Source organism: Citrobacter sp. CRE-46, from assembly GCF_059615875.1.
Genome location: NZ_CM184341.1, coordinates 4791031 through 4815947 on the forward strand (window position 1 = coordinate 4791031; position 24917 = coordinate 4815947).

Genomic DNA, 24917 nt, shown 5'->3' on the forward strand with positions numbered 1-24917 from the left:
TGATAAAAATGAAAAGGCTGGAAGCAAATGTCAAAAGTTGAATTCACTTACCAGGCGGCTTTCCCACTGGGGGAAGACAAAACTGAGTACTACCTGCTGACATCCGATCACGTCAGCGTCGGCGAGTTTGAAGGCGAGACTATCCTGAAAGTAGCCCCTGAAGCACTTACGCTACTGGCTCAGCAAGCCTTCCACGATGCCTCCTTTATGCTCCGCCCTGAACACCAACAGCAAGTCGCCTCAATTCTCCATGATCCCGAAGCCAGCGAAAACGATAAGTACGTGGCGCTGCAGTTCCTGAGAAACTCCGAAATCGCCGCCAAAGGCGTATTGCCAACCTGCCAGGACACCGGTACGGCCATCATCATGGGTAAAAAAGGCCAGCGCGTGTGGACCGGCGGCGGCGATGAAGCCGCGCTCTCCAGAGGCGTATTTAATACCTATATTGAAGATAACCTGCGCTACTCGCAAAACGCGGCGCTGGATATGTACAAAGAAGTGAATACCGGCACCAACCTGCCTGCGCAAATCGATCTGTACAGCGTGGACGGTGATGAATACAAATTCCTGTGCGTGGCCAAAGGTGGTGGCTCAGCCAACAAAACCTATCTGTATCAGGAAACCAAAGCGCTGCTGACTCCCGGAAAACTGAAAAACTTCCTGGTGGAAAAAATGCGCACGCTGGGTACCGCAGCTTGCCCGCCGTACCATATTGCATTCGTCATTGGCGGCACGTCAGCGGAAAGCACCCTTAAAACGGTGAAGCTGGCCAGCACACACTACTATGATGCGCTGCCGACTGAAGGCAATGCCCACGGCCAGGCGTTCCGCGATCTGCAACTGGAACAGGAACTGCTGATCGAGGCACAGAAACTCGGCCTCGGCGCTCAGTTTGGCGGAAAATACTTCGCACATGACATCCGCGTGATCCGTCTACCTCGCCACGGCGCGTCCTGCCCGGTAGGTATGGGCGTTTCCTGCTCCGCGGACCGTAACATTAAAGCCAAGATTAACCGCGAAGGGATCTGGATTGAAAAACTGGAACATAATCCAGGTCAGTACATTCCCGAATCTCTGCGCCAGGCTGGCGAAGGCGAAGTGGTTAAGGTAGACCTTAACCGTCCGATGAAAGAGATCCTCGCCCAGCTTTCGCAGTACCCGGTTTCTACCCGCCTGTCACTGAGCGGCACGATTATTGTTGGTCGTGACATCGCCCACGCGAAGCTAAAAGAGCGTATTGAGTCCGGCGAAGGTCTGCCGCAGTACGTGAAAGATCATCCGATCTACTACGCGGGCCCGGCAAAAACGCCAGCGGGTTATCCGTCCGGCTCTTTAGGCCCGACTACCGCAGGTCGTATGGACTCCTATGTTGACCTGTTGCAGTCACACGGCGGCAGCATGATCATGCTGGCAAAAGGCAACCGTAGCCAGCAGGTGACAGACGCTTGCCACAAACACGGCGGTTTCTACTTAGGCAGCATCGGCGGACCGGCAGCGGTACTGGCGCAGCAGAGCATTAAGCATCTGGAATGCGTGGAATACCCGGAGCTGGGTATGGAAGCTATCTGGAAAATCGAAGTAGAAGATTTCCCGGCGTTCATCCTGGTCGATGATAAAGGCAACGATTTCTTCCAGCAAATCGTCAGCAAACAATGCGCTAACTGCGCGAAGTAACCTATTCGGCCCGGCACTGGACTGACACTAAACTTTTGGCGTCAGTCCAGCGATCCCCCCGGGCCACCTTAATCCCCCCATTTACTGGCGTTGAATTTTTGCTGTTCACAGGGAATAGTAATCTTTTCCATTACGTGTGAATTCATAATGCTCCGCACACTGAACCCCATGATTTTGCAGTCTGGCGCGCTGATTCTGGCGCTGATCCTTATCTACACCGGCATCTGTGCCACTGAGAAAATCACCTGGCTGATGGAAGTCACGCCGGTCATTATCGTCGTACCGTTGTTGCTGACTACCGTAAAGCGCTACCCGTTGACGCCGCTGCTCTACACGCTAATTTTCTTTCACGCCATCATTCTGATGGTCGGCGGTATGTATACCTATGCCAAAGTCCCCGTCGGTTTTCAGGTTCAGGAATGGCTGGATCTTAGTCGCAATCCCTATGACAAGCTGGGTCACTTCTTTCAGGGGCTGGTGCCAGCGCTGACGGCACGAGAGATTTTAGTGCGCGGTAATATTGTCCGTGGCCGAAAAATGCTGGCATTTTTAGTCTGCTGCGTGGCGTTGGCGATTAGCGCGACCTATGAGCTGATCGAATGGTGGGCGGCGCTGGCAATGGGTCAAGGAGCTGATGATTTTCTCGGCACGCAGGGCGACCCATGGGATACCCAATCCGATATGTTTTGCGCCCTGCTTGGGGCCTTAACCACCGTGATTTTACTGGCGAGAATGCATTGCAAGCAACTGCGCCATTATGGGTTAATCACCGCCAACTGAATGAAATCATTACCGGATGTTGCTGATGCACATCCGGCCTGCATGCTTGCCATTCAGCAATATCAGTATCAGCCAAAAAAATAGTCCCCCTGTCGATAAACGGCGGTTAAAATCCGTCTTCAACACAGCATAACTCATTGTTTAAAAACATATAAAATACAAAACAGACTATTTTTTACCCGCTTTACAGCCCATTTTCTCAGGATAATACTTGCCTGCGTCACATTCATACGGTGTGTCTGCAATCCATAAATTGCAACCTTTCCACAACCGGGTAAAAGATGATGAAAGTATTAATTGTTGAAAGTGAGTTTCTGCATCAGGACACCTGGGTCGGTAGCGCTGTCGAACGTCTGGCTGACGCATTAAGCCGCCAGAATGTTACCGTCATTAAGTCCACCTCATTCGACGATGGTTACGCCATCCTCGCCGCAAATGAAGCCATTGATTGCCTGATGTTCAGCTATCAAATGGAACAACAAGATGAGCATCTGAATGTCAGGCAATTGATCGGCAAGCTCCACGAGCGCCAGCAAAACGTTCCTGTTTTCCTGCTGGGCGATCGCGAAAAAGCCACCGCATCGTTGGATCGCGACCTGCTGGAGCTTGTCGATGAATTCGCCTGGATTCTGGAAGATACCGCAGACTTTATCGCCGGGCGCGCCGTGGCGGCGATGACTCGTTACCGCCAGCAGCTTCTGCCGCCGCTGTTCAGCGCGCTGATGAAATACAGCGACATCCATGAATATTCCTGGGCGGCGCCTGGCCACCAGGGCGGCGTCGGTTTTACCAAAACCCCAGCCGGTCGTTTCTATCATGACTACTACGGCGAAAACTTATTCCGTACCGACATGGGTATCGAACGCACCTCCCTGGGTTCACTGCTGGATCATACTGGCGCATTTGGCGAGAGCGAAAAATATGCCGCCCGGGTGTTTGGCGCTGACCGCTCCTGGTCCGTGGTGGTCGGGACTTCCGGCTCTAACCGCACCATCATGCAAGCCTGTATGACCGACAACGACGTCGTGGTGCTGGATCGCAACTGCCATAAATCGATTGAACAGGGGCTGATCCTTACCGGGGCAAAACCGGTATACATGGTGCCTAGCCGCAACCGCTACGGCATTATCGGGCCTATCTACCCGCAGGAAATGCAGCCTGAAACATTGCAGAAAAAAATCAGTGAAAGCCCACTGACAAAAGGCAAAGCCGGACAAAAACCGTCATACAGCGTCGTGACTAACTGTACCTATGACGGCGTTTGCTACAACGCAAAAGAGGCGCAGGACCTGCTCGCGCAAACCAGCGATCGTATCCACTTCGATGAAGCCTGGTACGGCTATGCCCGCTTTAACCCAATTTATGCCGACCACTACGCCATGCGTGGCGCGCCGGGCGATCATAACGGCCCTACCGTTTTTGCCACCCACTCGACTCACAAACTGCTGAATGCGCTCTCTCAGGCATCTTATATTCACGTCCGTGAAGGTCGTGGGGCCGTGAACTTCTCCCGCTTTAACCAGGCGTACATGATGCACGCCACCACCTCTCCGCTGTATGCCATCTGCGCATCAAACGATGTGGCGGTTTCCATGATGGACGGTAACAGCGGCCTGTCGCTCACCCAGGAAGTGATTGACGAAGCAGTCGATTTCCGTCAGGCCATGGCGCGGCTGTACAAAGAATTCACCGCCGAAGGCGACTGGTTCTTCAAACCGTGGAACAAAGAAGTGGTAACCGATCCGCAGACCGGCAAAACCTATGACTTTGCCGATGCGCCAACCCAACTCCTGACCACTGACCAGAACTGCTGGGTAATGCGTCCTGGCGAATCCTGGCACGGGTTTAAAGATCTGCCGGATAACTGGAGCATGCTGGACCCGATTAAAGTCAGCATTCTGGCACCGGGTATGGGCGACGATGGCGAACTGGAAGAGACAGGTGTTCCTGCTGCTCTGGTCACCGCCTGGCTTGGCCGTCACGGTATCGTGCCGACGCGTACCACCGACTTCCAGATTATGTTCCTGTTCTCAATGGGGATTACCCGTGGGAAATGGGGCACACTGATCAACACGTTGTGCTCTTTCAAACATCACTACGATGCGAATACTCCGCTGGCACAGGTAATGCCTGAACTGGTTGAGGAATATCCAGACACTTACGCAAACATGGGCATTCACGATCTTGGCGACACCATGTTTGCCTGGCTGAAAGAGAACAACCCTGGCAGCCGTCTCAATGCAGCCTACTCCGGCCTGCCTGTTGCTGAAATTACACCGCGTGAAGCCTATAACGCGATTGTCAGCGATAACGTTGAGATGGTGGCCATTGAAAATCTGCAGGGCCGTATAGCAGCAAACTCCGTGATTCCTTACCCACCAGGAATTCCGATGCTGTTGTCCGGTGAAAACTTTGGCGACGCTAATAGCCCGCAGATTAGTTATCTACGTTCGTTGCAGTCCTGGGACCACCATTTCCCTGGATTTGAACATGAAACCGAAGGAACGGAAATTATTGACGGTGTGTATCACGTCATGTGCGTGAAAGCATAATGTCTTTTTGAGATAGTCCGATTTGAAGGATGACATGTCATGCTTGAGTAATTCCTGAGTATTGCTGCAAAACAATAACATTGTCATACCTTTTTGCGCGGGACCACCCCGCGCTTTTTTTATACGAAAATTGCACGTTGCCACTTGCGTAAAAATTTATGTACACGGCAATAATCCCTACAGATATTGTAATTAATCTAAATATCGCTATTTTATCGCCTGTCTTGATTCATCACACAATTTCATTTGCCGGTTATTTCTTGCCCAATGGTGAGTTACGGTAGTTTATGTCATATTCCTGGAGTTTGGGTATGAGACTTTGCAGCAAAGAAGCGTGTGTTGTCGTATTAACGGAGAAGGATGTTTGGTTAAGGATTAACGGTAAAGAAGCCATCAGTTTAAAAGCTAATCATATGGCATTGGTGGCGTGTGATAACAATATTATCGATTTCTCATCACTTAATAACGCACTGGTCGTACATATCAGCCGCGATATCATTAAAGACTATCTGCGTTTTTTAAATAAGGACCTTTCACAGATCCCATTCTGGCAGCGGAGTGCTAACCCAGTGATCACCGCTACCAGTCTGACGCCGGATGTCTTCCGGGTGGCCGCCCAACATAGCGTAATGGAAACAGTGGACGAAGGTGAAAGAGAGCGCACACGCTCACTACTGTTCACGGTGTTATCGCGCTTTCTTGACAGCAAAAAATTTATTTCTTTGCTCATGCATATGTTGCGTAGTCGTATCAGCGACAGCGTTTATCACATTATTGAGAGCGACATACACAAAGACTGGAATTTAAGCATGGTCGCCAGTTGCCTATGCCTGAGTCCCAGCCTGTTAAAGAAGAAGCTCAAAAGTGAAAATACAAGTTATAGTCAAATAATTACCACATGTCGCATGCGTTATGCCGTCAATCAACTCCTGATGGACGAGAAAAATATTTCCCAGGTCTCTCAACTGTGCGGATATAACAGTACCTCATACTTTATTTCCGTATTCAAAGAGTTCTATGGGATGACGCCGCTGCATTATGTTAGTCAACATCGGGAGCCATCCGCTGCCTGAGTTTTAATCAGTTAGCGATAAGCCATAATAATATCAGCATTAGCGATACCCCAGCTCCGTCATCATAAAATAGTCTTTTGAAGAGGTATGATAAGTCCGTCATTTATCCTTATCAGGAGTTTAAAAATATGTCGACGGATGCTGATGCTCACAAAGTGGGCTTAATCCCCGTCACCCTTATGGTGTCGGGGAATATTATGGGTTCCGGTGTATTCCTGCTACCCGCAAACCTTGCGTCAACTGGCGGGATTGCAATCTACGGATGGTTGGTCACGATTATCGGTGCTCTGGCACTGTCGATGGTGTACGCAAAAATGTCGTCCTTAGACTCCAGTCCCGGTGGTTCTTATGCTTATGCCCGCCGCTGTTTCGGTCCTTTTTTAGGCTACCAGACTAACGTCCTGTACTGGCTGGCCTGCTGGATTGGTAACATCGCCATGGTGGTCATTGGCGTCGGTTACCTGAGCTACTTTTTCCCCATCTTAAAAGATCCGCTGGTCCTGACGCTGACCTGTGTCGTGGTGCTGTGGATCTTCGTATTGCTGAACATTGTCGGCCCGAAAATGATCACCCGTGTACAGGCCGTCGCAACGGTGCTGGCGCTGGTGCCGATTGTTGGGATTGCCGTCTTCGGCTGGTTCTGGTTCCGCGGTGAAACCTATATGGCGGCCTGGAACGTCAGCGGTATGAATACCTTCGGCGCAATTCAAAGCACCCTGAACGTGACCTTATGGTCATTTATCGGGGTGGAAAGTGCCTCCGTCGCGGCAGGCGTGGTTAAAAACCCCAAACGTAACGTGCCTATCGCCACCATTGGCGGGGTGCTGATTGCCGCCGTTTGTTACGTGCTCTCCACAACGGCGATTATGGGGATGATCCCTAACGCTGCGCTGCGTGTTTCGGCCTCGCCGTTCGGTGATGCCGCAAGAATGGCGCTGGGCGACACCGCTGGCGCGATCGTCTCCTTCTGCGCCGCTGCCGGATGTCTTGGTTCACTGGGCGGATGGACGCTGCTGGCCGGACAAACCGCCAAAGCGGCGGCCGATGACGGGCTGTTCCCGCCGATTTTTGCCCGCGTTAACAAAGCCGGTACCCCGGTGGCCGGGTTAATTATCGTCGGTATCCTGATGACCATTTTCCAGTTCAGCAGCATGTCGCCGAACGCCGCAAAAGAGTTTGGTCTGGTCTCTTCGGTTTCGGTCATCTTCACGCTGGTGCCATATCTGTACACCTGCGCTGCGCTGCTGCTGCTCGGTCATGGTCACTTCGGCAAAGCACGCCCGCTGTATCTGGCGGTGACCTTTATCGCCTTTGTCTACTGCATCTGGGCAGTGATCGGTTCTGGCGCCAAAGAGGTGATGTGGTCGTTCGTCACGCTGATGATTATTACCGCGCTGTACGCACTTAACTACAACCGGATCCATAAAAACCCCTATCCATTAGATGCCCCGGTCAAAAATAGTTAACGCCAGCGGCACTGGTGAATAGCCGCCATCCTGCAAAAAGCCAATCTTAAGAACTTAAGGTTGGCTTAATTTTACTTTGAGAGGATCTGCACCACTTAGTCGATGGAATCCCCCTTAATGTTAAAGCACCTGTTTAAAAGGCCCACTCTCGGGTTAATCAGCTGGCTTCTGCTGCTCTCATTTTATCTTGCGACTTTTCTGAACATTGCGTTCTATAAACAAGTACTGCAAGACCTGCCCCTGGATTCTGTGCGCAACGTGTTGGTGTTTTTATCAATGCCGGTCGTCGCTTTCAGCGTTATGAACATCGTGCTGACGCTGGCCTCATTCCTGTGGCTTAACCGCCTGGTGGCGTGCGTTTTCATTCTGGTTGGCGCATCGGCTCAATATTTCATCATGACCTACGGCATCATCATCGACCGCTCGATGATCGCCAATATGATGGACACCACGCCCGCCGAAACCTTCGCCCTGATGACACCGCGAATGGTAATTACGCTCGGGGTGAGCGGTATTCTGGCCGCGCTCATTGCCTGCTGGATAAGAATCAAGCCTATTACTCCAGTGCTGCGCAGCGTGTTGTTCCGTGGCGCGAACATTCTGATCTCCGCGTTGCTGATCGTGCTGGTCGCCGCGTTCTTCTATAAAGATTACGCCTCACTGTTTCGCAACAACAAAGAACTGGTGAAATCCCTCAGCCCATCCAACAGCATTGTGGCGACGTCATCATGGTATTCGCACCAGAGGCTGGCCCACCTGCCGTTGGTACGCATTGGCGAAGATGCGCATCGCAATCCATTGATGGTAAAAGAAAAGCGTAAAAACCTGACGATTGTGGTTCTCGGCGAGACCTCCCGCGGCGACAATTTCTCCCTGTCCGGGTATGCGCGCCAGACCAACCCGCTACTGGAAAAAGATAATGTGGTCTATTTCCCGCGCACGACGTCCTGCGGTACGGCCACGGCGGTATCTGTACCCTGCATGTTCTCCGATATGCCGCGCGCGCACTATGATGAAGAACTGGCGCAGCATCAGGAAGGCGTACTCGACATCATCCAGCGGGCGGGAATTAACGTGCTGTGGAATGATAACGACGGAGGATGTAAAGGAGCCTGCGATCGGGTGCCGCACCAGAATATGACTAAGCTGAACCTGCCGGGACAGTGTATTGATGGTGAATGCTATGATGACGTCCTGTTCCACGGGCTGGAAGAGTACATTAATAATCTGCAAGGCGACGGCGTGATTGTGCTGCACACCATCGGCAGCCACGGTCCGACCTATTACAACCGCTACCCTGCGCAGTTCAAGAAATTTACGCCAACCTGCGACACCAACGAGATCCAGACCTGTTCCCAGCAACAGCTGGTCAATACATATGACAACACGATTCTTTATGTTGACTATATTGTTGATAAAGCAATCAATATACTGAAAGAGCATCAGGATAATTTCACCACCAGCCTGGTCTATCTTTCCGATCACGGTGAATCCTTAGGGGAAAATGGCGTCTATTTGCACGGCCTGCCGTATTCGATTGCGCCAGATACGCAAAAACATGTGCCGATGCTGCTGTGGCTCTCAGAAGATTATCAGCAACGCTATCAGGTCTCTCAGACATGTTTGCAAAAACGGGCAAGCTCAGAAGATTTCTCACAGGATAATCTGTTCTCGACTCTGCTGGGATTAACGGGCGTGCAAACACAGAAATATCAGGCGGCAGATGATATTCTGCAACCCTGCCGGGGAGGCTAAGCGAATGAAAATTCTGATTGTTGAAGACGATACGTTGTTATTACAGGGACTGATACTCGCCGCGCAAACAGAAGGCTATGCCTGCGACGGCGTATCAACCGCCCGGGCAGCGGAACAATGCCTGGAGACCGGACATTACAGTCTGGTGGTTCTGGATCTCGGCTTACCGGATGAAGACGGTCTGCACTTCCTGAACCGGATCAGGCAGAAAAAATACACCGTACCTGTGCTTATCCTCACCGCCCGCGATACGGTGAAAGACCGGGTCAGCGGGCTGGACGTGGGCGCAGATGACTATCTGGTCAAACCGTTCGCGCTGGAAGAACTGCACGCCCGCATCCGGGCGCTGCTGCGTCGTCATAACAATCAGGGTGAAAGTGAGTTAATTGTCAGTAACCTGACGCTGAATATCGGTCGTCGCCAGGTGTGGATGGACGGGCAAGAGATTATCTTAACGCCGAAAGAATACGCGCTCCTGTCGCGCCTGATGCTCAAGGCTGGCAGTCCGGTTCACCGGGAAATTCTGTATAACGACATCTACAGTTGGGATAACGAACCGTCGACCAATACGCTGGAAGTCCACATCCATAATCTGCGCGATAAAGTGGGGAAATCACGTATCCGCACGGTCAGGGGATTTGGCTATATGCTGGTCGCCACTGAGGAAAGCTAAGTGAAGCTGCTGCAATATCTAAAACGACCGCTCCCTCTTCGCCAACGGTTAATACTGACGATAGGTCTAATTCTGTTGGTCTTTCAGCTGATTAGCACCTTCTGGTTGTGGCACGAAAGTACTGAGCAAATACAGTTATTCGAGCAGGCGCTGCGCGATAACCGTAACAACGATCGCCACATCATGCATGAGATCCGCGAGGCCATCGCCAGCCTGATCGTCCCCGGCATCTTTATGGTCAGCCTGACGCTGCTGATTTGCTATCAGGCAGTGCGACGTATTACTCGCCCGCTGGCGGATCTGCAAAAAGAGTTAGAAGCGCGGGCAGCCGATAACCTGGCCCCCATTGAAATTCACAGTTCAACCGTTGAGATACAGGCGGTCGTCTCAGCGCTCAACGAGCTGGTGACGCGGCTGACCACCACTATCGAAAACGAACGCTTATTTACCGCCGATGTCGCCCACGAACTGCGCACGCCGCTGTCAGGCGTTCGCCTGCATCTGGAATTATTATCCAAAACCCATAAAGTCGACGTTTCGCCGTTAATTGCCCGCCTTGACCAAATGATGGACAGCGTGTCGCAACTGCTGCAACTCGCCCGCGTCGGGCAGTCGTTTTCGGCCGGAAGCTACCAACATGTCAAACTGCTGGAGGACGTGATTCTGCCCTCCTATGACGAACTCAGCACCATGCTGGACCAGCGCCAGCAGACGCTGCTCCTCCCGCAAAGCGCGGCGGACGTTGTCGTACGTGGCGACGCAACGCTGTTACGCATGCTGCTGCGCAATCTGGTAGAGAACGCCCACCGTTACAGCCCGGAAGGCACTACTATTACGATCGGCCTGAATACCGAACATGATGCCGTCATGGCCGTCGAAGATGAAGGTCCAGGCATTGATGAAAGTAAATGCGGGGAGTTAAGCAAAGCGTTTGTGCGGATGGACAGCCGTTTTGGCGGCATTGGGCTGGGGCTGAGCATTGTCAGTCGGATCACCCAGCTACATCACGGGCATTTCTATTTGCAGAATCGTCAGGGAACGAGCGGCACTCGCGCCTGGGTGGAATTAGCGAAAGCTCAGTAAGAACTCACCCATACGTACAAAAAGCTGCTGACGATCAGCACGCTACACAGGGCAGTTAAACTTTCATAAATGCGGGTTTTCATGACACTCTCCTCCGAAACTATGGAGGAGAGTTTGCCTGAAGGATATTAAGCCAACCTTAAGTCGCTGTGATAGATCAACATAATGTGCCGGATGGCAGTTGGCGCCTTATCCGGCCTACTAAGTACAACGCTACCCGCAGGCCTGAAAGCTGATTACTCATCAATACGCGGATGCTGCTGCACCAGACGCGAACGCTTAAGCTGCAATTCCGCAATTTCCTGATCGATATCTTCGATTTTATGCTCGATGTTATCGTAGTGCTCACCAAGGATCTCTTTCGCTTCCTGAATATCCGAAGCGGCAGGCGTCGCCCCTTTCAGTGGCTTATTTGCGGTCTCTTTCATGGTGATACCGGTAATTAAACCAACCACCGCAATCACCATCAGGTAGTAAGCAGGCATCATCAGATTCTGCGAACTTTCCACCAGCCAGGCAGCCAGGGTCGGCGTCAGACCCGCAACCAGGACCGAGATATTAAATGCCGCCGCCAACGCGCTATAACGAATATGCGTCGGGAACATCGCCGGTAACGTTGACGCCATCACCCCGGTAAAGCAGTTGAGGATCACCGCCAGCATCAGCAGCCCGGCAAAAATCAGGCCGATGACATTACTGTTAATCAGGATAAATGCCGGAATAGCCAGCACAAACAGCGCAATACTGCCCATAATCACAAACGGGCGACGACCAAAGCGGTCACTGAGCAGACCCATCACCGGCTGCACAAACAGCATACCAATCATGATGGCGATAATAATCAACACGCCGTGGTCTTCAGAGTAATGCAGGTTATGCGACAGATAGCTCGGCATATAGGTGAGCAGCATGTAATAGGTAACGTTGGTGGCAATCACCAGACCGATACACGCCAGCAGGCTACGCCAGTGTTTGGTCGCAATCTCTTTAAACGAAACCTTCGGACCTTCCTGCAGGCCCTCGCGGTCGCCCTGTTCCAGTTTATCAACGTGCTGCTGGAACGCCGGCGTCTCTTCCAGCGCATGACGCAGATACAGACCAATCAGCCCTAACGGCAGCGCCAGGAAGAACGGAATACGCCAGCCCCACTCAAGGAAATTTGCCTCGCCGACAATGGTTGAAATCAGAACCACCACGCCCGCACCCAGCACAAACCCGGCGATCGAACCGAAGTCCAGCCAGCTACCCATAAATCCACGCTTACGGTCAGGCGAATATTCCGCGACAAAAATCGACGCCCCGGTGTACTCTCCGCCGACCGAGAATCCCTGTGCCATCTTACACAGCAACAGCAGAATCGGCGCCCAGATACCAATCGAGGCATACGAGGGAATAAGACCGATACAGAAGGTACTGATCGACATAATCACAATGGTGATAGCGAGGATCTTCTGACGACCGTATTTATCGCCGAGCATACCGAAGAACAATCCGCCAAGCGGTCGAATCAGAAAGGGAACAGAGAAGGTGGCGAGCGCGGCAACCATCTGCACGCTGGGGTCAGCCCCCGGGAAGAACACTTTACCTAATGCGTAAGCAACAAACCCATAAACACCAAAATCAAACCACTCCATCGCATTACCTAACGACGCCGCGGTAATGGCTTTTCGCAATTTTCCGTCATCAATGATGGTGACGTCGCGCAGCGTAATGGGTTTTATTTTTTTCCTTTTTAGCATACCAGTCCTCTTAGACTTAGCCCTGTCGCGCACAGTTCGACGCTCCTAACGCAACATGCGCTAAGGTCATCGCCGAGCGGGGAATGCACAGACGCAATCCCTGTAACAAGCGTAGCAGGTTTACTTACACTGGCTGGAAACGAGCAGTACAACCGAACCTGTTGACGCCTGATTGGGCGGTTAATGACCTCTTTACCCTAACAGTGTTTAAATTTGTGATCAACTTCACACATGGTATTTCATTTCGTCAACCTGCGTAAATAAGGTCATTCTGAGTCAACTTTTTTACATGTCATGCTTGCGATTTACTGACAATTAAATACAAGAATAAATCGCTTTATTGCGCCAACAATCACAGCGGTCACTATTATTCTGCTAGCAAAAAAATCACCTAATCCCTTCACAAAAAGATCACAGCTTTTTTAATAATTACAGCGTTTGAGAACTTTTGCGCGGAATATGTGATGAAGATAACTAAAACATCGTTTTATTTTGATTGAATCAACGTTCCCGTGAATGCAAACTAATTCCAGACGCAATATCCCTGGGAGCAGAAACATGCTCAACGTATGCCGCGTTAGATTCTATAAAACAAAGAGATAGCGATTACCTTTGTTAAGAAATTTTATTAACTATTTGAATTTATTAATTTTTAACTCCTTGCGCATATAGTGCCTGCGACAAGATATGAGGACGTTTATGAAAATTAAAGCCACGATTGAACGCATCCCCGGCGGAATGATGTTGATTCCCCTGTTATTAGGCGCAGTGTTAAATACCTTGGCTCCCGATACCGGCGCGTATTTCGGTTCGTTTACCAAAGGTATGATCAGCGGAACGGTGCCTATTCTGGCGGTGTGGTTTTTTTGTATTGGCGCATCTATTGATTTACGGGCAACCGGTACAGTATTACGTAAGTCCGGTACGCTGGTTATCACCAAAATAGCCGTGGCGTGGGTAGTGGCAATGATAGCCGCGTCATTTATTCCTGATACCGGTATTCAAACCGGGTTCTTTGCGGGACTTTCGGTACTGGCAATTGTTTCTGCGATGGATATGACCAACGGTGGTCTGTACGCCAGCCTGATGAACCAGTACGGAACGAAAGAAGAGTCCGGCGCATTTGTGTTGATGTCTCTGGAATCCGGTCCGTTGATGACGATGGTGATCCTTGGTTCAGCAGGCCTGGCCTCCTTCGAGCCACACCATTTTATCGGCGCGGTATTACCGTTCCTGATTGGCTTTACGCTGGGTAATCTGGATCACGATCTGCGTTCTTTCTTCAGCAAAGCCACGCCGGTGCTGATCCCGTTCTTCGGCTTTGCGCTGGGCAACACCATTAACCTGAGCGTCATCGTTGATACCGGTCTGTTGGGTATTCTGCTGGGCGTCGCGGTTATCGTTATCACCGGTATCCCGCTGATTATTGCTGACCGCGTTATCGGTGGCGGGAACGGTACGGCAGGTGTGGCAGCCTCTTCTGCGGCAGGCGCTGCTGTGGCAAACCCGGTGATTATCGCCCAGATTAACCCGGCGTTTGAACCGGTTGCCGCCTCCGCCACAGCGCTGGTCGCCGCCAGCGTGATTGTCACCGCCATTTTGGTGCCAATTATCACCGCGCTGTATGCCAAACGCTTTAATAAAAACCTGGTCGCCAACGAGACGGTGGCTACCCCGGCAGACTCTCTGCACCACTAACTCTGCCTTAGCCCCACTGACCGTCCCTGCTCAATTGATGAGTGGGGACGGTGCAAAAATCTCCTCAACCATCGCATCAGCCAGCCGTTTCGCCGAACACAATCGCGGCATTCCCAACGCCACATTCTGCCATCGCTGCGTCACCGACCAGCTCACCGGATGGCGCTGCGCATCACACCAGTCGCCTAACCAACTCAACATATCGTTGTGCTCGCCCGAGCCGCCAACCGTCGGCGCGCTGAGCCAATGATGATAATAATGACGCGTAGCGGGCGCCGCATTCACGCTGTCTGCCAGCGTCTGAGCAGCCATGATGCGCAGATTGTCTTTAAGCATTGAGACCACATCGGCATTCGCTAATCGGCAGGCGTCACCGAAAGCTCCCCAGCGCAGCTCTTCCAGCGCGACAAAACAGCGTCCGGGTAACGACCAGCCGTCATACGCCCCAGCCCGCCACCGGGTAAAAATTTGCTCGCTGTGTTCGCCCGCCTGAACCGTCAGGCCGCGTTGCGTCAATGCCTTCTCTTTATACGCGCCGCGTTGAGTGAACCAGTCCGTAAGCGAATTTATCTGCTGTATGAGACCGGGGGTGGACAGCCCCCGCGGATGTTCGGTCTGTTGCAAAAACATTAGCCGTTCGGCGACGCGCACCAGCGCCAGATGGCCCGGGTCGATCATGCCCGCCAACTTCTCCACCAGCTTCAGACGCATCACCAGATGCTCGCTGGACACTCCCGCCATCACCCACGCCCGAAGTTGCGTCTGGGATAGCACCTCCTGCGTCAGGCGCGCACGCAGCCGCTGCTGCTGTTGCAGAAAACCGCCGGAACGTTTGGTTTCATCTCCTTGAACCAGATCGACCATAAACTTCGGGTAGACACACTCCAGCGACCGCCCGGGGCCTTCCAGTAACACGTTAGTCATGTGTGCTCAGTTGCAAAAAGGGTGTTGATATCGTCGCGCAGCAAGCGGGAATCTTCATAAAGCCATGCCGCCGTCGTAATACGATGCTGTAATTGTTCATTCAACGCATTCACCGCAGACTCATTTTGCTGGCGCAGGGTCAGGCTCTCACGCAGGCTCGCCTGTAATTGCGCCAGACACTGCGAAAAATCAGCAAAAAACGTGGCCATGCCTGCCGTAACGGAAATATCGACCTGAGCAACTAAAGCTTTACGAATTTGTTGGCAAAACTGGGTAACGTAATGCACAAGGCTCTTGTGCAGCGCGCCCATATCAATGAGATAACGCGTTTTTGTTTCGACGTAATCATTCCATCCCCAGTTGGGTTGGTTCAGCCAACGGGAGAAAGTGTCACGCACCACACCGCCAGTAGACGACGTATTTTCCGCCGGAATATCCTGTTCAATAGCCTCATTAAATAGCTGGCGGGTATTAAAATTAAACATCGCCGCATGAAAGGCCGGAAAACGGATCCGCGCACGAAATCCGGCGTGATTCAGCTCCTCTTTCACCCGCAATTCAATAGGCCGCATAGCGTCATTGAGTGCCCGGGACAGGGTCGACTCAAGCTGTTCAAAACGTAGCGCTAAATCCCGGCTAATACTCTCCTGGGCTGCCAGCAATACCCCTTCACAGGACGAGCGCATTTTATCTAAGACGATTTTCGCCTGCCCTTCGTCATGCAGCACCAGCATTTCACCCGCCATTTCAGCCGTTATAGCGCCTGATCCCTGGCCGTGCGGTGACATCATCAGGACGTTTTCTTTGACAAAAAACGTATTGATGCCGCACAGAATCTCAGTCTGTTGCTCATTGAGATAGGTCGCGGCAGATGCCAGCGCCAGTTCTACTTCATGGTTAACTTCATCGCTCACTCGCCCCTGGCACACCTGTAACTGCTGCATATCCTCTTCAATATGCGTAATGTTCAGCCGCAGTTTTTCATAGGCCACCGTTAATCCGTGGGCGCGAAACTCCAGATATTCGTGCGCGCTTTGCGCATAGTTCAATAACTTATGCGACGCGGAACGTAACGCATACAGCGAAGCATTGGCGTGAGCGGCATGAATCACGTTCTGGATCGGCTGCTCAAACAACGAATCTTCCCACAGTAAATCGGCGGCATGACGGATGTGCTCCGTATCCTCAAGATCGGTGGTACGCCAGCGCCTGCCCAGCGCCGCTTCGGCAAAATCCTGTACCCAGCGTTGCACCTGATGATCCGGCAACCGCCCGCGGGTGGTTAGCTCATGACGCGCTCTGTTCGCCAGATAGCCCCACATCGAGGAAACCGGATAGATCCGTTCAGGGGTGATTCCGCCTTGCATCAGCGTGCCGGAAATCAAAGCCCGCACCTGCTCTTCATCATCACTGTTGCGGTCTTTCTGATCGAATTTGTTGACCAGCGCGAACAGCGGCACGGTTTTCCCGACCGCCATAATCGCCCGACGGACTTCCTCATCAGAAATCGACTTCAGTTGGGTGTAATCCATTACCGCCAGGACCGCAGAAGCCCGCGCCAGCTGTTCATTCAGCATTTTTTGTAAGTGCGGTTGTCCGGCCTCGTTCGGCCCCGGCGTATCCAGCAGCGTTAATTGCCCCGGATAGCTTGCCTGTCCGGCCAAATGGACAAATTCGACCTCGATAACCGGAATATGCTCAATCGCGGCATAGGCGGCAAAAGGAAAATCAGCCTCCAGCGCTTTTGACAAACGCACCAGGTCATTCAGGCTTTTAAGACAATGGAAAATAGGCTGTGCGCCAAGATAATACCGTTCAAATGCCACGCCGTTTTCAATATGCTGCAGCAGGACGTTCATATCCTTATCAATTTCCAGCGTCTGCGTAAGACGCTGGCGATCGCATGCCCGCATGCGCTGCTGTAAAACCTTCATTAAGGCTTCGATCGGCGCGACATGCGAAAAATGCAGCACCGGCTCTTTCTGCCCCGGCGTATGGCGAATAAGCGTCGGTAACGCCGTCATCGGACGATTACGATTAGGTAAAACTTCTGTGCCGACAATCGCGTTAATCGTCGTCGATTTTCCCGCTTTCATGGTGCCAACGATGGCCAGCACCATTTCCAGACGCGTAATCTTGCGCAGCTCATTATTGAGCGTCGCCTGCTGGGCATCCATACCACGCGCGCTGAAATGCAGGGGCTGAACAACCTGTCTGCTATGCTCTCCATGTTGCAGCGCGACATCATCCAACGACGTGATGGGCAATTTTTGTAATTGCCGGAGATGTTCAAGAGAGAGCATCAGCAAGCGTTCAGCTTCCTGACTTAATTCATATATTGTCTGTGTGTGCATGGAAAATTTTTCCTTAACGCAAATGGCATTACTTTTATTTAGCCTAATCGTTTTATTTATAGATTTTCGGCTTTTATAATTACGTGTGGAAATAATTAAAATCGAAACAACCAATTGATATTATTAAAATAAATTTGGCATATAACCGCTGGCCTGATGCCTCTCACTTATGTAATAAGTAAGAAAGATAAACAGCGTAGTTCAGTTTTAAAGAATACCCGCTGAATTCCCCTACTAAAATTAAGGGGGCAGGAGATATTCAACCATCAGGACGTAGACACCCGTAAGCGGTGTTACCTATAAATATCAGTTATTTCGCCTCACCTTATCTTAAATAGCCTGGCGTAGCAATTTCCCTTAAAAAATATTGCGCCATACTTCATTGCTGTGAAAGCAAAGGATCTTTACAGCAGATCATTTTGCTTTATCGCGCAGTAGTCCCGACAAAAGCAGGGATTTTATGTATAATTGCGGCCTTTTTCGGCAATCTGCCATTTTTTGGGCGCATTTGCCCCTGCTGACTTTTGAGGAAATCCACATGTCATTACCACACTGCCCACAATGCAACTCCGAATACACTTACGAAGATAACGGCATGTTCATCTGCCCGGAATGCGCTCACGAATGGAACGATGCTGAACCGGCTCAGGACAGCGACGAACTTATCGTTAAAGATGCTAACGGCAACCTGCTGGCCGACGGCGACAGCGTTACCGTAGTGAAAGACCTGAAGGTAAAAGGTAGCTCTTCAATGCTGAAGATTGGTACCAAAGTAAAAAACATTCGTCTGGTGGAAGGCGACCACAACATCGATTGCAAAATCGATGGCTTTGGCCCAATGAAATTGAAATCAGAGTTTGTGAAAAAGAACTGATGCAAATTGCCTGATGGCGCTGCGCTAATCAGGCCTGTGTCAGCTCATCTGCCAGGCGGGAAGCTCATACTTCCCGCCTGGTTTATTTTTGCAGACGCTAACTACACTTAACGGGTTTCTTTTACCTGAGGTAAAGATCATGCCGTTAAGTCCCTATATCTCCTTTGCAGGCAACTGCGCAGACGCCATCGCCTACTACCAAAAAACATTAGGCGCCGAGCTGCTCTACAAAATCAACTTCGGTGAAATGCCCAAATCGGCGCAGGACAGTGAAGAAGGTTGCCCTTCAGGAATGAAATTCCCCGATACCGCTATCGCCCACGCCAACCTGCGCGTTGCGGGCAGCGACATTATGATGAGCGATAGCGCCCCCGATGGAAATGCCCACTACTCTGGCTTTACGCTGGTGCTCGACACGCAAAATGTCGACGAAGGCAAGCGCTGGTTTGATAACCTCGCGGCAAACGGAAAAATCGAAATGGACTGGCAGGAAACCTTCTGGGCCCACGGTTTTGGTAAAGTGAGCGACCAGTATGGCGTACCGTGGATGATCAACGTCGTCAAACAGCAGCAACCTACCGAGTAATCCAACGGGAGGCTTGTCCTCCCGTACTGTCATCAAAAATCGCTCAACTCTTCATCGTTGAGTAACTATCCCTTAACGAAAACGTCACATTGATCCGCCACGATGGGGCCACTTTTTTAGGGAGGCCGCATCATGCAAACGATTATCCGCGTCGAGAAACTCTCCAAATCCTTCAACCAGCATCAGGCGCTCAATGCGGTTGATCTGAGCATCTGTTCCGGTGAGATGGTGGCTCTGCTTGGGCCGTCTGGCTCCGGCAAATCCACCCTTTTACGTCATTTAAGCGGTTTGATCACCGGGGATAAATCGCCCGGTAGCCATGTTGAGCTGTTGGGTCGCACCGTCCAACACGAAGGTCGGCTGGCACGCGATATCCGCCAAAGCCGCGCCCACACCGGCTATATCTTCCAGCAGTTCAATCTGGTTAACCGTCTGACGGTACTGGAGAACGTCCTGATTGGCGCGCTCGGCAGCACGCCATTCTGGCGCACCTGTTTTAGCTGGTTCAGTCAGGAGCAGAAACAGCGCGCGCTCCAGGCGCTGACCCGCGTTGGCATGGCGCACTTTGCGTATCAGCGCGTTTCCACGCTTTCGGGCGGGCAACAGCAGCGCGTCGCTATCGCCCGGGCGCTGATGCAGCAGGCCAAAGTGATCCTGGCCGACGAGCCGATTGCCTCGCTGGACCCGGAATCCGCACGCATCGTAATGGATACCCTGCGCGACATTAATCAGACCGACGGCATCACCGTGGTCGTCACGCTGCACCAGGTGGATTACGCCCTGCGCTATTGCGAACGCATCGTCGCGCTGCGCCAGGGCAATGTCTTCTTTGACGGCAGCAGCCAGCATTTTGATAACGATCGTTTTGACCATCTCTACCGCAGCATGAACCGCGTCGAACAGAACGCGCAGGCTGCCTGACATCCCCACAATGAGGAATGGAAATGAGCTATAAGACAGTTGCCGCGCTGGCCTTTACCAGCATGTTTAGTCTCAGCACCCTGCTCAGCCCGGTCCATGCCGAAGAGCAGGAAAAAGCGCTGAACTTTGGCATTATTTCGACCGAATCACAGCAAAACCTGAAGCCGCAGTGGGAACCGTTCCTGAAGGACATGGAAAAGTCTCTGGGTGTAAAAGTGAACGCCTTCTTCGCCCCGGACTACGCCGGGATCATCCAGGGAATGCGCTTTAACAAAGTCGATATCGCCTGGTACGGCAACCTCTCGGCAATGGAAGCGGTGGATCGCGCTAACGGACAAGTGTTTGCCCAGACCGTCGCCGCCGACGGATCCCCGGGGTACTGGAGCGTGTTGATCGTCAACAAAGACAGTCCGATCAACAACCTGAACGATCTGATCGCCAAACGTAAAGATCTGACCTTCGGCAACGGCGATCCCAACTCCACGTCAGGCTTCCTTGTCCCCGGTTACTACGTCTTCGCCAAAAACAACATCTCCGCCAGTGATTTCAAACGCACCGTTAACGCCGGACACGAAACCAACGCGCTGGCCGTTGCCAACAAGCAGGTCGACGTCGCCACCAACAACACCGAAAACCTCGACAAACTGAAAACTTCCGCACCGGAAAAACTGAAAGAGCTGAAGGTGATCTGGAAGTCACCGCTGATCCCGGGCGATCCGATCGTCTGGCGTAAAAACCTCTCCGAAACCACCAAGGACAAGGTGTACGACTTCTTTATGAACTACGGCAAAACGCCGGAACAGAAAACCGTACTTGAACGCCTGGGCTGGGCGCCGTTCCGTGCCTCCAGCGACCTGCAACTGGTGCCAATTCGTCAACTGGCGCTGTTTAAAGAGATGCAGGGCGTGAAGGACAACAAAGGGCTGAGCGAGGAACAGAAAGCCAACAAAACCTCGGCACTGAAAGCGCAGCTCGACGATCTGGACCGTCTGACCGCCGCGCTGGGCGCTATGACCAGCGTCACCAAAGCGGTGCAGTGATTTGTAGACCGGATTGTAGGCCGGATAAGCGCAGCGCCATCCGGCCTACCACGCAAACACACGTACCAACGGAGCTAAACATGCAAACCATCACCGTCGCCCCGCCCAAACGTAGCTGGTTCTCGCTACTGAGCTGGGCCATTCTTCTCGCCGTACTGGTGGTCTCGTGGAAAGGTGCCGAAATGGCTCCGCTCACGCTGATCCAGGATTCCGGCAATATGGCGACCTTCGCCGCCGACTTCTTCCCGCCGGACTTCAGCCAGTGGCAGGACTATCTCGGTGAAATGGCCGTCACCCTGCAAATCGCCGTCTGGGGTACCGCCCTCGCCGTGGTGCTGTCGATTCCTTTCGGCCTGATGTGCGCCGATAACCTCGTGCCGTGGTGGATTTACCAGCCGATGCGCAGAGCGATGGACGCCTGCCGCGCCATCAACGAAATGGTCTTCGCCATGCTGTTCGTGGTCGCCGTCGGCTTAGGTCCGTTCGCCGGGGTGATGGCGCTGTTTATCCACACTACCGGGGTGCTCTCCAAGCTGCTTTCCGAAGCGGTAGAAGCCATTGAACCGGGCCCGGTAGAAGGCATTCGCGCCACCGGGGCCAACAAAATTGAAGAGATCCTCTACGGCGTTTTGCCGCAGGTGATGCCGCTGCTGATCTCCTACTCGCTGTACCGTTTTGAGTCCAACGTTCGCTCGGCCACGGTGGTCGGCATGGTGGGCGCAGGCGGTATCGGCGTGACCTTATGGGAGGCGATCCGCGGCTTCCAGTTCCAGCAAACCTGCGCCCTGATGGTGTTAATCATCGTCACCGTCAGCCTGCTGGATTTCCTTTCCCAGCGTTTGCGTAAGCACTTTATCTGATTAACGAGGCATTGATTGCTATGCACTTGTCTACACATCCGACCAGTTATCCAACGCGTTATCAGGAAATTGCCGCGAGACTTGAGCAGGAGCTTCGTCAACATTATCGCTGCGGGGACTATCTGCCCGCCGAGCAGCAGCTTGCCGCGCGCTACGAGGTGAATCGCCATACCCTGCGCCGCGCCATTGACCAGTTGGTTGAGCGCGGTTGGGTTCAACGTCGCCAGGGCGTCGGCGTGCTGGTGCTGATGCGCCCGTTTGATTACCCGCTCAATGCCCAGGCGCGTTTCAGTCAGAACCTGCTGGACCAGGGTAGCCACCCCACCAGCGAAAAACTGCTGGCGGTGCTGCGCCCGGCCTCCAGCCATATTGCCGATGCGCTCAGCATTAACGAAGGCGACAACGTTATTCACCTGCGTACTCTGCGCCGGGTTAACGGCATCGCCCTGTGCCAAATCGACCACTATTTTTCCGACCTCACGCTGTGGCCGCTTATGCAGGGCTTTAACAACGGTTCGTTGCATGACTACTTACGCGAACAGTCCGGTCTGACGCTCCTGCGCACGCAAACGCGCATCAGCGCCCGCCGGGCCCAGGCCAAAGAGAGCAAGGTGCTGGAAATCCCCAACATGGCGCCGCTGCTGTGCGTGCGCACCCTGAACCACCGTGAAGGCGAAGAGCAGGCGGCGGAATACTCCGTCAGCCTGACCCGCGCCGACATGATCGAATTCACTATGGAGCACTGAATGCATTTCGATACCGCCACCCGCCAGCGCTGGATGCGCGCGCTGGCTTACAGCAATGCCGATGCGCTGAACGCCCGCATCAACGCGCTCAAACTGACGCCGGACTATGAACTTATCCGCGCACCGGAATGCGGACTGATGCAAATCCAGGCCCGCATGGGCGGTACCGGCAATCGCTTCTTTGCTGGCGACACCACGCTCACCCGCGCGGTGGTGCGCCTGACGAGCGGCACGCTGGGTTACAGCTACCTGCTGGGACGTAACAAACACCATGCCGAGCAGTGCGCGGTAATTGACGCCCTGCTGCAGGAACAAACGCATTTCCAAAGCTTAATGGAAACCTTGATTGTCCCGCTGGAAGCGGAACGCGATGCGCTGATTAGCGCACGCCGTGCCGAAATCAACGCCAGCCGGGTCGACTTCTTCACGCTGGTACGCGGAGATAACGCATGACCTTACAAACCGCTTTTAATTTACCCGTTCAGGATGCGCAGCAGAGCTTTCGTCGTCTGCTGAAAGCCATGAGTGAACCGGGCGTGATCGTCGCCCTGCATCAACTGAAACATGGCTGGCAGCCGCTGGGCCTGGCAACCACCAGCGTGCTGCTGACGCTGGTTGATGGCGACACGCCGGTCTGGCTGGCGCCGTCAATGGATAACGATATTGCCCGGCAGAATCTGCGTTTTCATACCAACGCGCCGCTGGTGGATCAGCCACAGCTGGCGGCTTTTGCCGTCGCCGACGAACACATCAGCAGCGAACAGCTAAACGCCCTCTCCGCCGGTTCCGCCGTCGCGCCAGAGACCAGCGCCACGCTGATTGTTCAGGTCTCTGGCTTAAGCGGCGGACGCATGCTGCGTCTGACCGGCGCCGGTATCGCCGAGGAACGCATGATCGCGCCGCAGCTGCCGGAATGCCTGATTCACGAACTCACCGAACGCCCGCATCCGTTCCCGCTGGGAGTCGATCTGATCCTCACCTGTGGCGAACGCCTGCTGGCTATTCCGCGAACGACTCATGTGGAGGTGTGCTGATGTACGTCGCCGTCAAAGGGGGCGAAAAGGCGATAGCCAACGCCCACGCCCTGCAGGAAAACCGACGCCGGGGCGAGGAGACCATTGCCGAACTGAGTGTCGCGCAAATCGAACAGCAGATGAACCTGGCGGTCGACCGGGTGATGACCGAAGGCGGCATCGCCGACCGCGAACTGGCGGCGCTGGCGCTAAAGCAGGCCAGCGGCGATAACGTCGAAGCCATCTTTTTGCTGCGCGCCTATCGCACGACGTTGGCAAAGGTGGCGGTCAGCGAACCGGTAAACAGTGCGGAAATGCGCCTTGAACGCCGAATCTCCGCGGTCTACAAGGACATTCCCGGCGGGCAACTGTTAGGTCCAACCTACGATTACACCCATCGCCTGCTGGATTTTACCCTGCTGGCCAATGGTGAAACGCCGCCGCTGCGCTGCGCGGATAACACGCAGGATGCCTCCCCGCACGTCTTTTCCCTGCTGGCAAACCAGGGGCTGGCAAAACGCGAAGAAGATAACGGCGACGCACCCGATGATATCACTCGCACGCCGCCGGTTTACCCGTGCTCGCGTGCCTCACGCCTGCAACAGCTGATGCGCGGCGACGAGGGCTATCTGTTGGCACTGGCCTACTCCACCCAACGCGGTTACGGACGCAACCACCCGTTTGCCGCCGAGATCCGCAGCGGCTACGTCGCGCTGGAAACCGTACCGGAAGAGCTGGGATTTGCGGTGAACGTCGGCGAACTGCTGATGACGGAGTGTGAAATGGTCAACGGCTTTGTCGCGCCAGAGAACGAGTCTCCCCATTTTACCCGCGGCTACGGTCTGGTGTTCGGCATGAGCGAACGTAAAGCGATGGCGATGGCGCTGGTGGACCGCGCCTTACAGGCGGCCGAATACGATGAAACGGTCACGGGACCGGCGCAGGACGAAGAGTTCGTGCTGGCGCATGCGGATAACGTCGAGGCGGCGGGTTTTGTTTCGCACCTCAAGCTCCCCCATTACGTCGATTTCCAGGCCGAACTGGAACTGCTCAAACGCCTGCAACAGGAGGCCGCCCGTGACCGCTAACCTCTCCGGCTACAACTT

The 24917-nt window shown here is 53.2% G+C and carries 22 protein-coding genes; 18 read left to right on the plus strand and 4 right to left on the minus strand.

Annotated features, from left to right (window positions below):
- Positions 1–27: 27 nt before the first annotated feature.
- The 8 genes from fumA (at position 28) to pmrB (ending at position 11056) form a co-directional block, all read left to right on the plus strand.
- Positions 28–1674: a class I fumarate hydratase FumA gene (gene fumA, locus AC534G_RS23280; protein ID WP_038636444.1), complete on the plus strand. Its 1647-nt coding sequence runs from the start codon at positions 28–30 to the stop codon at positions 1672–1674.
- A 147-nt stretch (positions 1675–1821) separates the two neighbouring features.
- A complete protein-coding gene (locus tag AC534G_RS23285; protein WP_087856515.1) occupies positions 1822–2454 on the plus strand; it encodes a DUF2238 domain-containing protein in 633 nt (210 codons plus the stop codon).
- Positions 2455–2738: 284 nt separating this feature from the next.
- A complete protein-coding gene (gene adiA, locus AC534G_RS23290) occupies positions 2739–5006 on the plus strand; it encodes an arginine decarboxylase (protein WP_110498768.1) in 2268 nt (755 codons plus the stop codon).
- Between the two features lie 311 nt (positions 5007–5317).
- Positions 5318–6079, plus strand: coding sequence for an AraC family transcriptional regulator (locus AC534G_RS23295; RefSeq protein ID WP_110496191.1), 762 nt, complete (start codon positions 5318–5320; stop codon positions 6077–6079).
- A gap of 128 nt (positions 6080–6207) precedes the next feature.
- Positions 6208–7545 (plus strand): arginine/agmatine antiporter, encoded by a 1338-nt coding sequence (gene adiC, locus AC534G_RS23300; RefSeq protein ID WP_038636433.1) that lies wholly within the window; start codon positions 6208–6210, stop codon positions 7543–7545.
- A 117-nt stretch (positions 7546–7662) separates the two neighbouring features.
- Positions 7663–9300 (plus strand): phosphoethanolamine transferase EptA, encoded by a 1638-nt coding sequence (gene eptA / locus AC534G_RS23305; protein WP_069325136.1) that lies wholly within the window; start codon positions 7663–7665, stop codon positions 9298–9300.
- A 4-nt stretch (positions 9301–9304) separates the two neighbouring features.
- The gene (pmrA, locus tag AC534G_RS23310; RefSeq protein ID WP_038636427.1) at positions 9305–9973 is read left to right on the plus strand and encodes a two-component system response regulator PmrA; all 669 of its coding nucleotides are present in this window, start codon (positions 9305–9307) and stop codon (positions 9971–9973) included.
- The gene (pmrB, locus tag AC534G_RS23315) at positions 9974–11056 is read left to right on the plus strand and encodes a two-component system sensor histidine kinase PmrB (RefSeq protein ID WP_038636424.1); all 1083 of its coding nucleotides are present in this window, start codon (positions 9974–9976) and stop codon (positions 11054–11056) included.
- On the opposite strand, the gene pmrR is transcribed toward pmrB, so the two are convergent.
- Positions 11050–11139, minus strand: a complete 90-nt coding sequence (pmrR, locus tag AC534G_RS23320) for an LpxT activity modulator PmrR (RefSeq protein ID WP_038636421.1) — start codon at positions 11137–11139, stop codon at positions 11050–11052. The two genes, pmrB and pmrR, sit on opposite strands and share 7 nt — an antisense overlap.
- 153 nt (positions 11140–11292) lie before the next feature.
- Entirely contained in the window at positions 11293–12795 is a 1503-nt protein-coding gene (gene proP, locus AC534G_RS23325) for a glycine betaine/L-proline transporter ProP (RefSeq protein WP_038636419.1), read from the minus strand.
- A gap of 699 nt (positions 12796–13494) precedes the next feature.
- Here proP and kdgT point away from each other — a divergent pair.
- Positions 13495–14493, plus strand: a complete 999-nt coding sequence (gene kdgT / locus AC534G_RS23330) for a 2-keto-3-deoxygluconate transporter (RefSeq protein WP_003841132.1) — start codon at positions 13495–13497, stop codon at positions 14491–14493.
- Between the two features lie 30 nt (positions 14494–14523).
- Here kdgT and AC534G_RS23335 read toward each other — a convergent pair whose 3' ends face one another.
- Positions 14524–15417: a diguanylate cyclase regulator RdcB family protein gene (locus AC534G_RS23335; protein ID WP_496594470.1), complete on the minus strand. Its 894-nt coding sequence runs from the start codon at positions 15415–15417 to the stop codon at positions 14524–14526.
- Positions 15414–17771, minus strand: coding sequence for a clamp-binding protein CrfC (gene crfC, locus AC534G_RS23340; protein WP_110496195.1), 2358 nt, complete (start codon positions 17769–17771; stop codon positions 15414–15416). Before crfC ends, AC534G_RS23335 begins: the two co-directional genes overlap by 4 nt.
- A 538-nt stretch (positions 17772–18309) precedes the next feature.
- On the opposite strand from crfC, the gene AC534G_RS23345 reads away from it, so the two are divergent.
- The 9 genes from AC534G_RS23345 (at position 18310) to AC534G_RS23385 (ending at position 24899) form a co-directional block, all read left to right on the plus strand.
- Positions 18310–18645: a zinc ribbon domain-containing protein YjdM gene (locus tag AC534G_RS23345; RefSeq protein WP_003031835.1), complete on the plus strand. Its 336-nt coding sequence runs from the start codon at positions 18310–18312 to the stop codon at positions 18643–18645.
- 139 nt (positions 18646–18784) lie between these two features.
- Entirely contained in the window at positions 18785–19231 is a 447-nt protein-coding gene (gene yjdN, locus AC534G_RS23350) for a VOC family metalloprotein YjdN (RefSeq protein WP_038636411.1), read from the plus strand.
- Positions 19232–19363: 132 nt separating this feature from the next.
- Positions 19364–20152, plus strand: coding sequence for a phosphonate ABC transporter ATP-binding protein (phnC, locus tag AC534G_RS23355; RefSeq protein ID WP_038636408.1), 789 nt, complete (start codon positions 19364–19366; stop codon positions 20150–20152).
- A 23-nt stretch (positions 20153–20175) separates the two neighbouring features.
- Positions 20176–21192 (plus strand): phosphonate ABC transporter substrate-binding protein, encoded by a 1017-nt coding sequence (gene phnD / locus AC534G_RS23360; RefSeq protein ID WP_110496197.1) that lies wholly within the window; start codon positions 20176–20178, stop codon positions 21190–21192.
- A gap of 80 nt (positions 21193–21272) precedes the next feature.
- Positions 21273–22052 (plus strand): phosphonate ABC transporter, permease protein PhnE, encoded by a 780-nt coding sequence (gene phnE, locus AC534G_RS23365; RefSeq protein ID WP_038636402.1) that lies wholly within the window; start codon positions 21273–21275, stop codon positions 22050–22052.
- 20 nt (positions 22053–22072) lie between these two features.
- On the plus strand, positions 22073–22798 hold the full coding sequence (gene phnF, locus AC534G_RS23370; protein ID WP_110496199.1) for a phosphonate metabolism transcriptional regulator PhnF: 726 nt from the start codon (positions 22073–22075) through the stop codon (positions 22796–22798).
- Positions 22799–23251 (plus strand): phosphonate C-P lyase system protein PhnG, encoded by a 453-nt coding sequence (gene phnG, locus AC534G_RS23375; RefSeq protein ID WP_110496201.1) that lies wholly within the window; start codon positions 22799–22801, stop codon positions 23249–23251.
- The gene (phnH, locus tag AC534G_RS23380; protein WP_042312920.1) at positions 23248–23832 is read left to right on the plus strand and encodes a phosphonate C-P lyase system protein PhnH; all 585 of its coding nucleotides are present in this window, start codon (positions 23248–23250) and stop codon (positions 23830–23832) included. Before phnG ends, phnH begins: the two co-directional genes overlap by 4 nt.
- Positions 23832–24899, plus strand: a complete 1068-nt coding sequence (locus tag AC534G_RS23385) for a carbon-phosphorus lyase complex subunit (RefSeq protein ID WP_110496203.1) — start codon at positions 23832–23834, stop codon at positions 24897–24899. The genes phnH and AC534G_RS23385 overlap by 1 nt, the downstream gene beginning before the upstream one ends.
- The last annotated feature ends 18 nt before the right edge of the window (positions 24900–24917 follow it).

Coding starts and splice junctions, on each gene's coding strand:
- fumA (WP_038636444.1), top strand. CDS start 28: ATGTCAAAAGTTGAATTCACTTACCAGGCGGCTTTCCCACTGGGGGAA.
- AC534G_RS23345 (WP_003031835.1), top strand. CDS start 18,310: ATGTCATTACCACACTGCCCACAATGCAACTCCGAATACACTTACGAA.
- phnC (WP_038636408.1), top strand. CDS start 19,364: ATGCAAACGATTATCCGCGTCGAGAAACTCTCCAAATCCTTCAACCAG.
- crfC (WP_110496195.1), bottom strand. CDS start 17,771: ATGCACACACAGACAATATATGAATTAAGTCAGGAAGCTGAACGCTTG.
- phnH (WP_042312920.1), top strand. CDS start 23,248: ATGACCTTACAAACCGCTTTTAATTTACCCGTTCAGGATGCGCAGCAG.
- adiC (WP_038636433.1), top strand. CDS start 6,208: ATGTCGACGGATGCTGATGCTCACAAAGTGGGCTTAATCCCCGTCACC.
- adiA (WP_110498768.1), top strand. CDS start 2,739: ATGAAAGTATTAATTGTTGAAAGTGAGTTTCTGCATCAGGACACCTGG.
- AC534G_RS23285 (WP_087856515.1), top strand. CDS start 1,822: ATGCTCCGCACACTGAACCCCATGATTTTGCAGTCTGGCGCGCTGATT.
- proP (WP_038636419.1), bottom strand. CDS start 12,795: ATGCTAAAAAGGAAAAAAATAAAACCCATTACGCTGCGCGACGTCACC.
- phnF (WP_110496199.1), top strand. CDS start 22,073: ATGCACTTGTCTACACATCCGACCAGTTATCCAACGCGTTATCAGGAA.
- kdgT (WP_003841132.1), top strand. CDS start 13,495: ATGAAAATTAAAGCCACGATTGAACGCATCCCCGGCGGAATGATGTTG.
- eptA (WP_069325136.1), top strand. CDS start 7,663: ATGTTAAAGCACCTGTTTAAAAGGCCCACTCTCGGGTTAATCAGCTGG.
- pmrA (WP_038636427.1), top strand. CDS start 9,305: ATGAAAATTCTGATTGTTGAAGACGATACGTTGTTATTACAGGGACTG.
- yjdN (WP_038636411.1), top strand. CDS start 18,785: ATGCCGTTAAGTCCCTATATCTCCTTTGCAGGCAACTGCGCAGACGCC.
- pmrR (WP_038636421.1), bottom strand. CDS start 11,139: ATGAAAACCCGCATTTATGAAAGTTTAACTGCCCTGTGTAGCGTGCTG.
- AC534G_RS23335 (WP_496594470.1), bottom strand. CDS start 15,417: ATGACTAACGTGTTACTGGAAGGCCCCGGGCGGTCGCTGGAGTGTGTC.
- AC534G_RS23385 (WP_110496203.1), top strand. CDS start 23,832: ATGTACGTCGCCGTCAAAGGGGGCGAAAAGGCGATAGCCAACGCCCAC.
- AC534G_RS23295 (WP_110496191.1), top strand. CDS start 5,318: ATGAGACTTTGCAGCAAAGAAGCGTGTGTTGTCGTATTAACGGAGAAG.
- phnE (WP_038636402.1), top strand. CDS start 21,273: ATGCAAACCATCACCGTCGCCCCGCCCAAACGTAGCTGGTTCTCGCTA.
- phnD (WP_110496197.1), top strand. CDS start 20,176: ATGAGCTATAAGACAGTTGCCGCGCTGGCCTTTACCAGCATGTTTAGT.
- phnG (WP_110496201.1), top strand. CDS start 22,799: ATGCATTTCGATACCGCCACCCGCCAGCGCTGGATGCGCGCGCTGGCT.